Origin of the sequence: Pseudomonas sp. SL4(2022) (assembly GCF_026625725.1) — a bacterium.
Taxonomy (GTDB): domain Bacteria; phylum Pseudomonadota; class Gammaproteobacteria; order Pseudomonadales; family Pseudomonadaceae; genus Aquipseudomonas.
Genome location: NZ_CP113060.1, coordinates 1,221,878 through 1,236,376, shown reverse-complemented (window position 1 = coordinate 1,236,376; position 14,499 = coordinate 1,221,878). Strand labels below are relative to the sequence as shown.

11 protein-coding genes are annotated in these 14,499 nt (G+C 61.9%); 10 read left to right on the top strand and 1 reads right to left on the bottom strand.

Going from position 1 to position 14,499, the window contains the following annotated elements; all coding sequences use genetic code 11:
- The first annotated feature begins 101 nt into the window (after window positions 1-101).
- From glyA to fdhA, 7 genes are all read left to right on the top strand, one after another.
- Complete coding sequence (gene glyA, locus OU997_RS05945; protein WP_267809402.1) at window positions 102-1,355, top strand: serine hydroxymethyltransferase; 1,254 nt, start codon at window positions 102-104, stop codon at window positions 1,353-1,355.
- A 171-nt stretch (window positions 1,356-1,526) separates the two neighbouring features.
- Complete coding sequence (locus tag OU997_RS05940) at window positions 1,527-2,777, top strand: sarcosine oxidase subunit beta (protein ID WP_267809401.1); 1,251 nt, start codon at window positions 1,527-1,529, stop codon at window positions 2,775-2,777.
- Between the two features lie 12 nt (window positions 2,778-2,789).
- Window positions 2,790-3,116 carry a sarcosine oxidase subunit delta gene (locus OU997_RS05935; protein WP_108485961.1) on the top strand — a complete coding sequence of 109 codons (327 nt, stop codon included), beginning with the start codon at window positions 2,790-2,792 and terminating at the stop codon, window positions 3,114-3,116.
- Window positions 3,113-6,133, top strand: coding sequence for a sarcosine oxidase subunit alpha (locus tag OU997_RS05930; RefSeq protein WP_267809400.1), 3,021 nt, complete (start codon window positions 3,113-3,115; stop codon window positions 6,131-6,133). The genes OU997_RS05935 and OU997_RS05930 overlap by 4 nt, the downstream gene beginning before the upstream one ends.
- On the top strand, window positions 6,126-6,758 hold the full coding sequence (locus OU997_RS05925) for a sarcosine oxidase subunit gamma (protein ID WP_267809399.1): 633 nt from the start codon (window positions 6,126-6,128) through the stop codon (window positions 6,756-6,758). Before OU997_RS05930 ends, OU997_RS05925 begins: the two co-directional genes overlap by 8 nt.
- 104 nt (window positions 6,759-6,862) lie before the next feature.
- The gene (gene purU / locus OU997_RS05920) at window positions 6,863-7,726 is read left to right on the top strand and encodes a formyltetrahydrofolate deformylase (protein ID WP_267809398.1); all 864 of its coding nucleotides are present in this window, start codon (window positions 6,863-6,865) and stop codon (window positions 7,724-7,726) included.
- Between the two features lie 144 nt (window positions 7,727-7,870).
- Complete coding sequence (gene fdhA, locus OU997_RS05915) at window positions 7,871-9,070, top strand: formaldehyde dehydrogenase, glutathione-independent (RefSeq protein WP_160089594.1); 1,200 nt, start codon at window positions 7,871-7,873, stop codon at window positions 9,068-9,070.
- Between the two features lie 101 nt (window positions 9,071-9,171).
- On the opposite strand, the gene OU997_RS05910 is transcribed toward fdhA, so the two are convergent.
- Complete coding sequence (locus OU997_RS05910) at window positions 9,172-10,059, bottom strand: acyltransferase (protein WP_267809397.1); 888 nt, start codon at window positions 10,057-10,059, stop codon at window positions 9,172-9,174.
- Between the two features lie 178 nt (window positions 10,060-10,237).
- Between OU997_RS05910 and OU997_RS05905 the strand changes: the two genes are divergently transcribed.
- The 3 genes from OU997_RS05905 to creB all read left to right on the top strand — a co-directional run bounded on the left by OU997_RS05905 (window position 10,238) and on the right by creB (window position 14,498).
- Window positions 10,238-11,464, top strand: coding sequence for an HD-GYP domain-containing protein (locus OU997_RS05905; RefSeq protein ID WP_108485967.1), 1,227 nt, complete (start codon window positions 10,238-10,240; stop codon window positions 11,462-11,464).
- Window positions 11,465-11,629: 165 nt separating this feature from the next.
- On the top strand, window positions 11,630-13,660 hold the full coding sequence (locus OU997_RS05900; protein ID WP_267809396.1) for a methyl-accepting chemotaxis protein: 2,031 nt from the start codon (window positions 11,630-11,632) through the stop codon (window positions 13,658-13,660).
- 139 nt (window positions 13,661-13,799) lie between these two features.
- Complete coding sequence (gene creB, locus OU997_RS05895) at window positions 13,800-14,498, top strand: two-component system response regulator CreB (RefSeq protein WP_108485969.1); 699 nt, start codon at window positions 13,800-13,802, stop codon at window positions 14,496-14,498.
- Window position 14,499 lies beyond the last annotated feature (1 nt).

Sequence of the window (14,499 nt, the reverse complement as noted above, 5' to 3'; positions counted from 1 at the left end):
AGGCATCTGGCGCTGCGGGGTGAGTCATACCATCGGTGGCAACTGGGGTTCGTTCCCCGATCGACCAGATGCGCCGCAGTGGCTGCCGCAGGAGATTCGCGATGTTCAGCAAGCACGACCAGATTCAGGGTTACGACGATGAATTGCTCCGCGCCATAAACGCCGAAGAGGCGCGTCAGGAGCACCATATCGAGCTGATCGCCTCGGAGAATTACACCAGCAAGCGCGTGATGCAGGCCCAAGGCAGCGGGCTGACCAACAAGTACGCCGAAGGCTATCCGGGCAAGCGTTACTACGGCGGTTGCGAGCATGTCGATGTGGTCGAGCAGTTGGCGATTGACCGCGCCAAGGCGCTGTTCGGTGCCGACTACGCCAACGTCCAGCCGCACTCGGGCTCATCGGCCAATAGCGCGGTGTACCTGGCGCTGATCAATGCCGGCGACACCATCCTCGGCATGAGCCTGGCCCACGGCGGCCACCTGACCCACGGTGCCAAGGTGTCGTCCTCGGGCAAGCTGTACAACGCCGTGCAGTACGGCATCGACACCGCCACCGGCCTGATCGATTACGACGAAGTCGAGCGCCTGGCTGTGGAGTTCCAGCCGAAGATGATCGTTGCCGGGTTCTCGGCCTACTCGAAAACCCTGGATTTCCCGCGTTTCCGCGCCATCGCCGACAAGGTTGGCGCGCTGCTGTTTGTCGACATGGCCCACGTCGCCGGTCTGGTGGCTGCCGGTCTGTACCCCAATCCGATTCCCTTTGCTGATGTGGTCACCACCACCACCCACAAGACCCTGCGCGGTCCACGCGGCGGCTTGATCCTGGCCAAGGCAAATGCCGACATCGAGAAAAAGCTTAACGCGGCGGTCTTCCCTGGTGCTCAGGGCGGCCCGTTGATGCATGTGATCGCGGCCAAGGCGGTGTGCTTCAAGGAAGCCATGGAACCGGGCTTCAAGGACTACCAAGCGCAGGTGATCAAAAACGCGCAGGCCATGGCCAAGGTGTTTATCCAGCGCGGCTACGACGTGGTCTCCGGCGGCACCGACAACCACCTGTTCCTGGTCAGCCTGATCCGTCAGGGCCTGACCGGCAAAGACGCCGATGCCGCCCTGGGCCGTGCCGGCATCACGGTCAACAAGAACGCCGTGCCGAATGATCCGCAGTCGCCGTTCGTCACCTCGGGCCTGCGCATCGGCACCCCGGCGATTACCACACGCGGTTTCAAGGAGGCACAGAGCATCGAGTTGGCCGGTTGGATCTGCAACATCCTCGACCACCTCGGCGATGCCGATGTTGAGGCACAGGTGGCGACCTTGGCGGCAGGGCTGTGCGCCGATTACCCGGTTTATCGCTGACGCGTGTGGCGGTTTTGGTGGATCGGTAAAGCGTGATCCACCCTACGGCCTGATTGATTTGTAGGGTGGATGTCGCTTTTTACATCCACCGTTGCGGCCGAGGGGATGGATAAAGGCAGATCCATTTCACGGGCGACAGAGATTGCAGTACCCCGATTTCAGGAGCATCCCATGCAACGTTATTCCGGCTTCGGCCTGTTCAAGCACGCGTTCAGCCACCACGAAAATTGGCAGCGCATGTGGCGCAACCCAACGCCCAAGCCGGTGTACGACGTGATCATCGTCGGCGGTGGCGGCCACGGTCTGGCCACGGCCTATTACCTGGCCAAAGAGTTCGGCATCAAGAACGTCGCGGTGATCGAGAAGGGCTGGCTGGGCGGCGGTAACACGGCGCGCAACACCACCATCGTGCGTTCCAACTACCTGTGGGATGAGTCGGCGCACCTGTATGAGCATGCGATGAAGCTGTGGGAAGGCCTGTCCCAGGACCTCAACTACAACGTCATGTTCAGCCAGCGCGGCGTCTACAACCTGTGTCATACGCTGCAAGACATGCGCGACTCCGAGCGCCGCGTCAGCGCCAACCGCCTCAATGGCGTGGACGGCGAACTGCTGGATGCCAAGCAGGTGGCCGCCGAGATTCCGTACCTCGATTGCAGCAAGAACACCCGTTACCCGGTGCTGGGTTCCACCGTGCAGCGCCGTGGTGGCGTGGCCCGTCACGATGCCGTGGCCTGGGGCTATGCCCGCGCCGCCGATGCACTGGGCGTGGACCTGATCCAGCAGACCGAGGTGATCGGTTTCCGCAAGGAAAACGGCGTGTGCATCGGCGTGGAAACCAACAAGGGCTTTATCGGCGGCAAACGCGTGGGCGTGGTTACGGCCGGTAACTCCGGGCACATGGCCGGCTTGGCCGGTTTCCGCCTGCCGCTGGAATCCCATCCGCTGCAGGCGCTGGTATCCGAGCCGATCAAACCGGTCATCGACAGCGTGATCATGTCCAACGCCGTGCACGGTTACATCAGTCAGTCCGACAAGGGCGATCTGGTCATCGGCGCCGGTATCGACGGCTACAACGGCTACGGCCAGCGCGGCTCCTACCCGACCATCGAGCACACCCTGCAGGCCATCGTCGAGATGTTCCCGGTGCTCTCGCGGGTGCGCATGAACCGCCAGTGGGGCGGCATCGTCGACACCTCGCCGGACGCCTGCCCGATCATTTCCAAGACCCCGGTGCCCAATCTGTTCTTCAACTGCGGCTGGGGCACCGGCGGCTTCAAGGCCACGCCGGGTTCGGGCCACGTGTTCGCCGCCAGCCTGGCCAAGGGCGAAATGCACCCGCTGGCCAAGCCGTTCTCCATGGACCGTTTCCACACCGGCGCATTGATCGACGAGCACGGCGCTGCTGCCGTGGCTCACTAAGAGGGCTTCCCCATGTTGCATATCTTCTGCCCTCACTGCGGCGAACTGCGCTCCGAAGAGGAATTCCACGCCAAGGGCCAGGCGCATATTCCGCGCCCGCTGGACCCGGCTGCCTGCACCGATGCCGAGTGGGGCGAGTACCTGTTCTTCCGCGATAACCCGCGCGGCATCCACCACGAGCTGTGGGTGCATGCCGCCGGCTGCCGCAAGTACTTCAACGCCACCCGTCACACGGTGACCTACGAAATTCTCGAAACCTACAAGATCGGTGAGAAGCCCAGCGTCACCGCTGCTGGCACGGCCGAGAAAAAGGCCAGCGACCAAGGAGTAACGGCATGAGCCAGGTCAATCGTCTTGCCAGCGGCGGCCGCGTTGACCGCAGCCAGCCCCTCACATTCAGCTTCAACGGACAGCGCTACCAGGGCTTTGCCGGTGACACCCTGGCCGCCGCCTTGCTGGCCAATGGCGTGGATATCGTCGGGCGCAGCTTCAAGTATTCGCGGCCGCGCGGCATCGTTGCCGCCGGCGCGGAAGAGCCGAACGCCGTGCTGCAGATTGGCAGCACCGAAGCGGCGCAGATCCCCAACGTGCGCGCCACCCAGCAGGCGCTGTATGCCGGTTTGGTCGCCAGCAGCACCAACGGCTGGCCGAGCGTGAACACCGACCTGATGGGCATTCTCGGCAAGGTCGGCGGCAAGATGATGCCGCCGGGGTTTTACTACAAAACCTTTATGTACCCGCAGAACCTCTGGCTGACCTACGAAAAATACATCCGCAAGGCTGCAGGGCTTGGCCGCGCGCCAACCGCCGTGGACCCGGACAGCTACGACTACATGAACCAGCACTGCGACGTGCTGGTGGTCGGTGCCGGCCCGGCGGGCCTGGCCGCAGCGCTGGCGGCTGCGCGCAGCGGTGCACGGGTAATCCTGGCCGATGAGCAGGAAGAGTTCGGCGGCAGCCTGCTCAGCACCCGCGAAACCCTCGACGGCAAACCGGCCGCCGACTGGGCCGCGCAGGTGATTGCCGAGCTGTCTGGCATGCCTGAAGTCACTCTGTTGCCGCGCTCGACGGTCAACGGTTACCACGATCACAACTTCCTCACCATTCACCAGCGCCTGACTGATCACCTCGGTGAAATTGCACCCATGGGTATGGTGCGCCAGCGCATGCACCGCGTACGCGCCACACGTGTGGTGCTGGCTACCGGCGCCCACGAGCGGCCGCTGGTGTACGCCAACAACGACGTGCCGGGCAACATGCTCGCCGATGCGGTGTCCACCTACGTGCGCCGTTATGGCGTGGCGCCGGGCAAGCAGCTGGTGCTGTCGACCAACAACGATTACGCCTACCGCGTGGTGCTCGACTGGCTGGATGCCGGCTTGCCGGTGGTGGCGGTGGCCGATGCCCGCAGCAACCCACGCGGCAGCTGGGTGGAAGAGGCGCGCGCACGGGGTGTGCGTATCCTCACCGGCAGCGCGGTGGTCGAAGCCGCCGGCAGCAAGCGCGTGACCGCTGCGCGCATCTGCGCCATCGATGTGCAGAGCCATAAGGTCAGCAGCCCGGGTGAGGTGCTCGACTGCGATTTGATCGTCAGCTCCGGCGGCTACAGCCCGGTGGTGCACCTGGCCTCGCACCTGGGCGGCCGGCCGACCTGGCGTGAAGATATTCTGGCCTTTGTGCCGGGCGAGGGCGGCTTTCAGAAGCGCCTGTGCGCCGGTGCTGTAAATGGTGTGTTCAGCCTGGGTGATGCCCTGGCCGATGGTTTCGAGGCCGGTGTTTCAGCCGCCGCCGAAGCCGGTTTTAAAGCCGTTGCCGCCAGCCTGCCGCAGGTGGCCGTGCGCATGGAAGAGCCGTCCCTGGCACTGTTCCAAGTGCCGCACGACAAGCCGACGGCGCGTGCGCCCAAGCAGTTTGTCGACCTGCAGAACGACGTCACCGCTGCCGGTATCGAGCTGGCCACCCGCGAGGGCTTCGAGTCGGTCGAGCACGTCAAACGCTACACCGCGCTGGGCTTCGGCACCGACCAGGGCAAGCTGGGCAATATCAACGGTTTGGCAATTGCCGCCCGTTCGCTGGGCATCAGCATCCCGCAGATGGGTACCACCATGTTCCGCCCGAACTACACCCCGGTGACCTTCGGCGCGGTGGCCGGTCGTCACTGTGGCGCGCTGTTCGAGCCCAAGCGTTACACCGCGATGCAAAGCTGGCACCTGCAAAACGGTGCCGAGTTCGAAGACGTGGGCCAGTGGAAACGCCCCTGGTACTTCCCTAAAACCGGTGAAGACCTGCACGCCGCCGTGGCCCGCGAGTGCCTGGCGGTGCGTAACGCGGTCGGCATTCTCGATGCTTCGACGCTGGGCAAGATCGATATTCAAGGCCCGGATGCCCGCGAGTTTCTCAACCGCGTGTACACCAACGCCTGGACCAAGCTGGATGTGGGCAAGGCGCGCTATGGCTTGATGTGCAAGGAAGACGGCATGGTCTTCGACGACGGTGTGACCGCCTGCCTGGCCGACAACCACTTCCTGATGACCACCACCACCGGCGGTGCCGCGCGGGTGATGGAATGGCTGGAAATCTACCACCAGACCGAGTGGCCGGAGCTGAAGGTGTACTTCACCTCGGTCACCGACCACTGGGCGACCATGACCCTGTCCGGCCCCAACAGCCGCAAGCTGCTGGCCGAGGTCACCGACATTGATCTGGACAAAGACGCCTTCCCCTTTATGAGTTGGAAGGAAGGCCAGGTCGGCGGCGTGCCAGCGCGGGTGTTCCGCATCTCCTTCACCGGTGAGCTGAGCTACGAAGTCAACGTGCAGGCCGACTACGCCCTGGGCGTGTGGGAAAAAATCATCGCAGCCGGCCAGAAGCACGGCCTGACGCCTTACGGCACCGAGACCATGCACGTGCTGCGTGCCGAAAAGGGCTTCATCATCGTCGGTCAGGACACCGACGGCTCGGTCACCCCAGACGACCTCAACATGGGCTGGTGCGTGGGCCGCACCAAACCGTTCTCGTGGATCGGCTGGCGCGGCATGAACCGCGAAGACAGCCTGCGTGAAGACCGCAAGCAGCTGGTCGGGCTCAAACCTGTCGACCCCAACAAGGTGCTGCCGGAAGGCGCGCAACTGGTGTTCGACCCGAAACAGTCCATCCCGATGCAGATGGTCGGCCACGTCACCTCCAGCTACATGAGCGCGGCGTTGGGTTATTCCTTCGCCATGGGTGTGGTCAAGGGCGGCCTCAAACGCATTGGCGAGCGGGTGTTTGCACCGCTGGCCGATGGCAGCCTGATCGAAGCCGAAATCGTCAGCTCCGTGTTCTATGACCCGAAAGGGGATCGCCAGAATGTCTAACTTGATCAACGTTTATCAGCAACGCCCGGCTGCGGCGCATGCCGAATCGCCTCTGTTCCACGCCGGCCTTGCACAGCTGGCGGGTAAAGGCTCTACCAGCGCCGGGGTGACGGTGCGCGAGAAGAAATTGCTCGGTCACCTGACCCTGCGCGGTGACGCCAAGGACCCGGCGTTTGCCGGTGGTGTGCACAAGGCGCTGGGGCTGGAGCTGCCGTCGGCGCTGACAGTGGTAAGCGCCGGCGACACCTCGCTGCAATGGCTGGCACCGGATGAATGGCTGCTGATTGTGCCGGGCGGCAGCGAGTTCGCGGTCGAGCAGAAGCTGCGCGAGGCGCTGGAGGGCCAGCACATCTCGATCGTCAATGTCAGCGGCGGGCAGACCCTGCTGGAACTGAGCGGGCCGAAGGTGCGTGAAGTGCTGATGAAGTCCACCAGCTATGACGTGCACCCGAGCAACTTCCCGGTCGGCAAGGCGGTGGGCACCCACTTCGCCAAGTCGCAATTGGTAATCCGCCACACCGGCGAAGACACCTGGGAACTGCTGATCCGCCGCAGCTTCTCCGACTACTTCTGGCTGTGGCTGCAGGACGCCAGCGCCGAATACGGCTTGGCGATCAAAGCCTGACAGCAACAAACATCCTGTGGGAGGGGCTTTAGCCGCGACTGCTTTTCGCGGCTAAAGCGGAATGCCGCCCAGCATCTCCCACGAGTTCTACCGAGGGACTGACCATGAGCCGCACCCCCGACACCTGGATTCTCACCGCCCACTGCCCGAGCGTGCTCGGCACGGTGGATGCGGTGACACGCTTTCTGTTCGAGCAGCGCTGCTATGTCACCGAGCACCACTCCTTCGATGATCGCCTGTCGTCGCGCTTTTTTATCCGTGTGGAATTCCGCCAGCCGGATGACTTCGATGAGCAGGCCTTTCGCGCCGGGCTGAATGATCGCCTGAGCGCTTTCGGCATGCAGGTCGAACTGACCCCGCCGGGCTATCGCGCGAAAGTGGTGCTGATGGTCAGCAAGGCCGACCATTGCCTGAATGACCTGCTCTACCGCCAGCGTATCGGCCATCTGGCCATGGACGTGGTGGCGGTGGTGTCCAACCACCCGGATCTGGAGCCGCTGGCATGCTGGCACGACATCCCCTATTACCACTTCCCGCTCGACCCGGCAGACAAGCCCGCGCAAGAGCGCAAAGTGCTGCAGGTGATCGAAGACACGGGCGCCGAGCTGGTGGTGCTTGCCCGTTATATGCAGGTGCTGTCGCCCGAACTGTGCCGCCAGCTGGATGGCTGGGCGATCAATATTCACCACTCGCTGCTGCCCGGTTTCAAAGGCGCCAAGCCTTATCACCAGGCCTATGAGAAGGGCGTCAAGCTGGTCGGCGCCACTGCCCATTACATCAACAACGACCTCGACGAAGGGCCGATCATCACCCAGGGCGTAGAACCGGTGGACCATGCCCACTACCCCGAAGACCTGATCGCCAAGGGCCGCGACATCGAGTGCCAGACCCTGGCCAAAGCCATCGGCTATCACCTTGAACGCCGTGTCTTCCTCAATGACGGCCGCACAGTGGTGCTGCACGCCTAAACCGCAACTGCTGAATCCCGCTACGGGTGGATCACCGACTGCCAAGTTCTCGGCCCACCCGGCAACAGACTTAAACGCTCCAGTACAAGGCTGCGCGACCGTTGGCTGCGCCTTTGTATTCACAACAAGAAAGGAGAAATACGTATGTCTGGTAATCGTGGCGTCGTCTATCTCGGCGCTGGCAAGGTCGAAGTGCAGAAAATCGACTATCCAAAAATGCAGGACCCGCGCGGTCGCAAGATCGAGCACGGGGTCATCCTGCGTGTGGTCTCCACCAATATCTGCGGCTCCGACCAGCACATGGTCCGCGGCCGCACCACGGCGCAAACCGGCCTGGTGCTGGGTCACGAAATCACCGGCGAGGTGATCGAGAAGGGCCGCGACGTGGAAAACCTGAAAATTGGTGATCTGGTCTCGGTGCCGTTCAACGTCGCCTGCGGCCGCTGCCGTTCGTGCAAAGAACAACACACGGGCGTGTGCCTGTCGGTCAATCCGGCACGTGCTGGCGGTGCTTATGGCTATGTCGACATGGGCGACTGGACCGGCGGTCAGGCCGAATACGCCATGGTGCCGTACGCCGACTTCAACCTGCTGAAACTGCCGGATCGCGACAGGGCCATGGAGAAGATCCGCGACCTCACCTGCCTGTCCGACATCCTGCCCACCGGCTACCACGGCGCGGTGACGGCCGGCGTTGGCCCTGGCAGCACGGTGTATATCGCCGGTGCCGGCCCGGTCGGTCTGGCTGCGGCTGCCTCGGCACGCTTGCTCGGTGCGGCCGTGGTGATTGTCGGTGACGTCAACCCGGTGCGCCTGGCCCACGCCAAGGCAGTGGGCTTCGAGATTGCCGACCTGTCGCAAGACACCCCGCTGCACGAACAGATCGCGGCACTGCTGGGCGAGCCGGAAGTCGATTGTGCGGTGGATGCGGTGGGCTTCGAGGCCCGTGGCCACGGCCATGCAGGCGTGCAACACGAAGCGCCGGCCACGGTGCTCAACTCGTTGATGGGTGTGGTGCGGGTCGCCGGCAAGATCGGCATTCCCGGTCTGTATGTCACCGAAGATCCGGGCGCGGTGGACGCCGCTGCCAAAATCGGCAGCCTGAGCATCCGCTTTGGCCTCGGCTGGGCCAAATCCCACAGCTTCCACACCGGCCAGACCCCGGTGATGAAGTACAACCGCCAGTTGATGCAGGCGATCATGTGGGACCGTATCAATATCGCCGAAGTGGTGGGCGTGCAGGTCATCAGCCTGGACGACGCGCCGCGTGGTTACGGCGAGTTCGATGCCGGCGTGCCGAAGAAATTCGTGATTGATCCGCACAAGCTGTTCAGCGCGGCTTGACCAGCGGTCATTAAACCGTCGCGGCTAAAGCGGATGCCGCCCAGCCCTTCCTACAGATTTGCAGTGCTCTTGTGGGAGGGGCTTTTGCCGCGCCAAAAACCTCACAGCTCCGCGCGAATCTGCGCAATCCGCGCATCCTTGTCTTCCCAGAGTGTGTTCACCCAGTTCTGCACATACTGGCGGAAGATTGGGTCGTTTTCGTAATCGCCCTGCCACAGTGCCGGGTCCAGCTCGCGGGTCTGGATATCGACGATCACCTTGTCCACCTGTCCGCTGATCAGCGCCCAGAAACCGGGAGTGCGGGTGCCGGGGTACACCAGGGTCACGTCCAGCACTTTATCCAGCTGCTCACCCAATGCCGCCAGCACAAAGGCCACGCCGCCGGCCTTGGGCTTGAGCAGGTATTGGAAGGGTGAGCCCTGTTGCGCCTGCTTGGCCGGGGTAAAGCGGGTGCCTTCGAGGTAGTTGACCACGGTCACCGGCAGGTCCTTGAACTTCTCACAGGCCTGCTTGGTGATTTCCAGGTCCTTGCCCAGCATGTGCGGGTGCTTGGCCAGAAACGCTTTGGAGTAACGCTTCATAAAGGGGTAATCCAGCGCCCAGAAGGCCAGCCCAAGGAAGGGCACGCAAATCAGCTCCTGCTTGAGGAAGAACTTGAAATACGGTGTTTTGCGGTTGAATGCCTGCACCAGCGCTGGAATATCCACCCAGGACTGATGGTTGCTGATAACCAGGTAGGAGGTGCTTGGGCGCAGGTCAGCGCTGCCGCGAATATCCCAGCGCACGGGCAGTAGGGCGGCAAAGATCAGCTTGTTGATCTCCGCCCAGGTTTCCGCCACCCACATTACGCCGCGCGAACTGGCCGTTTTCAGGGCCTTGCCTGGCAGGACGAACTTGCCTAGGGCGATCAGCAGCAGCGGGACGATCAGGGCCAGCGTATTGAGCAGCAGCAGAATGAGGACACTTAGCCCTGTGATCAGGGGGCGCATGGCAACTCCTTGTGTGCGCGAGAGCGGCAATGATAAGCACTCGTGTCATAGCTTCCAAGCCCGTCCCAGGCGGCCTGCAGCCTATTGCCATTAACTGGCGTGGCCATAACAATGCATTCTGACTGGTCAGCTAAACTGACTGCTAAGCCTTAGTTTTGACCTCATTTGAGTGCAGTCCATGTTGAAGTGCATTGCGGTGGCCGACGTGCGAGTCGGTATGTATATCCACGAGTTTTGTGGCGCATGGATGGACCACCCCTTCTGGAAGTCTAAGTTTCTCCTCAACTCTGAAAAAGACCTGCAACGCATCAAGAGCAGCAGCATCAGCGAGTTATGGATTGATGTCAGCAAAGGCCTGGATGTTGAAGACGGCACCGCCAGCGTAAGCCCTGAAGAGGTTGCCGCCGAAGCCGAGGCCAACCTGCTGGCTGCGGTGCAGAGCACGCCGGTCAGCCTGGCCGTCTCGATGGATGACGAGGTTCGCCGTGCGGCCAAGCTGTGTGCCAATGCCAAGGCCGCGGTGATCAGCATGTTCAGTGATGCGCGCATGGGGCAGGCGCTGCAGTTTGAGCAGGCGGGCGAACTGGTCGAGGAAATTTCCGACTCGGTCATGCGTCATCCGAATGCCCTGATCAGCCTGGCACGCCTGAAAAATGCAGACGAGTACACCTACATGCACTCCGTTGCGGTGTGCGCCCTGATGATTGCGCTGGCGCGTCAGTTGGGATTGAGCGAGGGCCAGGTCCGTGAAGCCGGATTGGCGGGCTTGCTGCATGACATCGGCAAGATGGCCATCCCCAACGAAGTGCTGAACAAGCCCGGCAAGCTGACCGACAGTGAGTTTGCCACGGTGCGTAACCACCCTGAGGCAGGCTCACGCATGTTGCTGGAAAGCAAACAGGTCAGTGCCCTGGTGCTCGATGTGTGTTTGCACCACCACGAAAAGATCGACGGTACGGGCTACCCTCATCGTCTGGAGGGTGAGCAGATCAGCCTGTATGCGCGCATGGGGGCGGTCTGTGATGTGTATGACGCCATTACCTCTGACCGGCCCTACAAGCGCGGTTGGGACCCGGCCGAGTCGATCCGCAAGATGGCCGAGTGGAAGGGCCATTTCGACCCTGTAGTGTTTCAGGCCTTTGTTAAAACCGTGGGCATTTACCCGGTCGGTTCGCTGGTGCGTCTGGAGAGCGGACGCATTGGTGTGGTCCTGGAGCAGCAGGCCAAGTCCTTGCTGGCGCCCAAGGTCAAGGTGTTCTTTTCTGCCAAATCGAAAACCCCGATCCCCCAGGAAGTGCTCGACCTCAACAAGCTGGTGGGCCGCGACAAAATTGTCGGGCGTGAGTCAGCCGAGAACTGGGGGTTTCGCAACGTCGATGAATTGTGGAGCGGCATCACGGGCTGATACCTCGGGGTGCCAGGCATGTTGTCATCAGCTGTGAGCCCCCGGTCACTCAACTATGCTCACCGCAGCATGAGATTTTATTGCCAGGTAATCAGGCGTGTTTTTGCCTTGTGTATGCAATTGGCACGCTATTGACGCTGGCGTGCTCTACAGGCTGAGGTGTGTATGACTGGAGTACTCAAACCCGGTATGCGTTTGCTGGAACGGTTCAGCTTCGCCCGCAAATTTCAGTTGGTGTTTGTCTTGTTTGCCTTGCCACTGATGTTCTCCCTTTGGGTGATCAGCAGCAACTTCAAGTCTCGGCTCACGTTTATCGACAGTGAGCTGGAAGGGATCAGTGCGTTGCAGCTGATGGCCGGTGTGCAGCAGGAGTTGATTGATCAGCGCACCTTGCTGTCACGCTGGAAGGGCACCGATAAACCGGCCGAAGCCCTGTTGCGTGCTCGCACCGATGAACTGGACAATGCCTTGTTGAAGCTCGATGAGCCGCTCAAGTCTGCCTTGTACGGGGATCATGCCCGCCAGCGCTTGCAGAGTCTTAATAACGAAAAGGCCGGGCTTTCCGTGGATGTGTTGGGCAAATTGGCATTACCCGATGCGCTGGAGAGTTATCAGAAGGGGTTGCTAAATCTGTTGGCCCTGCGTGAACAGGTGGCCACTGACAGCGGCCTGATTCTCGATCCGCATATCGACACGTACCTGATGATGGAGCAACTCACCTACACCTTGCCGCGCCTGCTTGAGCAATTGGGCAGCTTTGCCAGCCAAGGCTATGGTGCGGTGGTGTCAAAGCATTTCACGCTGCAGAGTCGGGTATTGATTCGCGATTTGCGTCGCAATCTGGATGAGTCACGCAGCCAGTTGCGCAAGGCCCAGTCGACCCTGGGTATTGAAGCGCCCCAGGCGATGCGCCAGATGAAAGCTCCTTATGACGAAGCGCTGCAAGGCTACGAAGCCTTCCTGGCAGGCATTGACCGTGACATGTTCGAGTCCAGCCCGATGGCGCTGACCCCAGAGCAGTTTGTGCAACGCGTCAGTGAACTCGAAACGCAGCTACGTGATCTGCAACGTGCGCTTTATACGCAGTTCGCGCTGAGCCTGGGCGAGTACCGGCACAAAGCGTTGGTCGGCATGATTGAAGTGATCATTGTGTTCAGCCTGCTGACCCTGCTGGCGCTCTATGTGCTGTTCTGTCTCAACGCTTCGATTCGGCGCGGCACCGCCGGCATTATCGAGGCGGCTGAAGGTTTGCGTGATGGTGATCTGCGTGTACGCATGCAGGTGTATGGTTTAGACGACCTGGCCAACATTGCCCAGGCCCTGAATACCGCGGTTGGCCAGTTGCGTGGATCCATGCTCGGGGTCAATCAACAGAGCCAGCAGCTGGGAAGCACCGTGCAGGTGCTTAATGGTGAGGCGCGCAACGCTTTGCAGTCGGTTGAGCAGCAGCGTTCGCAAATGAGCCAGATTGCCGCCGCCGCCACGCAGATGGCGGCTACCGCGCAAAGTGTGGCGCAGAGTTGTGAGCAGGCGGCGGTTGAGGCCAGCCAGACCCGCGAAATCGCCAGCCAGAGCAACCAACGCAGCGCCCGTACCAGCCAGAGCATGCGCCAGCTCAGCATTCGTCTGGGCGACAGCGCCACCACGCTGCAACAGTTGCGTAGCCAGACCGAGCAGATCACCCGGGTGGTGGATGTGATCAAGGGGATTGCCGAGCAAACCAACCTGCTGGCGCTCAATGCGGCGATCGAGGCTGCGCGTGCCGGTGATCAAGGGCGTGGTTTTGCCGTGGTCGCCGATGAAGTGCGCTCACTGTCGCAGCGCACGCAGAACTCCACCGCCGAAATTGCCGATACCGTGGCTAATCTGCACCGTGTGGTGGGGCAGTCGGTCACCCAGATGGAAGATGCCGTGCGTCAGGCTGAAGGCGATGTCGGCAGCGTGCTGGCCATGGGCGAGGATCTCAGTGCGATTGTTGAATCGGTGCAGCTGGTGACCGATCGCCTGGCCCAGATTGCTACGGCGGCGGAACAACAAGCGGCCACGGCCGATGAAGTCAACGACAGCATTCAGCAGGTCGATCAGGCCGCCAACGTGTTGCTTGAGGGGGCCCAGGCTGTCAGCACGGCGGCCGAGCAGTTGGGGCAGGGTAGCCGGGTGTTGGCACAGAACACGGCACGCTTCAAGCTGGACTAAAGCAGATCGGCCCATGTTCGCGCTGCACTTGTCTATTTAGGTGCGCGTATGGGCCTGCAGCGCGCCCAGCCTAGGCTGCCCTTGACGCTTTGCACAGCCTGCCGCAGGCTCCCCGCCGAGTTGTCACGAGCAGGACGCCATGCCGCATATTCTGATTGTCGAAGACGAAGCCGCGATCGCCGACACCCTGATCTTTGCCCTGCAAAGCGAAGGCTTCACCACCACCTGGCTGAGCCTCGCCGAGCTGGCGCTGGCCGAGCAACAGCGCAACCCTGCGGATTTGCTGATTCTCGATGTCGGCCTGCCGGATATCAGCGGTTTTGAGGCTTGCAAGCGCCTGCGCCGGTTCTCCGAGGTGCCGGTGATGTTTCTCACCGCGCGCAGTGAAGAGATTGATCGTGTGGTCGGTTTGGAAATCGGCGCGGATGATTACGTGGTCAAACCCTTCAGCCCGCGCGAGGTGGCCGCAAGGGTTAAGGCCATCCTCAAACGCATGGCCCCGCGTGAAGCGCCGGCCGTCAGCCCGGTTGTGAACGTGATCAGTGGGCCGTTTCAGGTGGACAGCGAACGGGTACAGATTCATTACCATGGCCAGTTACTGAGCCTGACGCGCCATGAGTTTCGCCTGCTACAAAGCCTGCTGGCGCAGCCTGAACGGGTGTTCTCCCGCGAGCAATTGCTTGATGGCCTGGGCGTGGCCGCCGATGTTGGCTACGAGCGCACCATCGACAGCCACATCAAGAGTCTGCGCGCCAAATTGCGTCAGGTGGCCGCTGCGGCCGAGCCGATCCAAACTCATCGTGGCCTGGGTTACAGCTATTCGCCGAGGCACGCCTGAG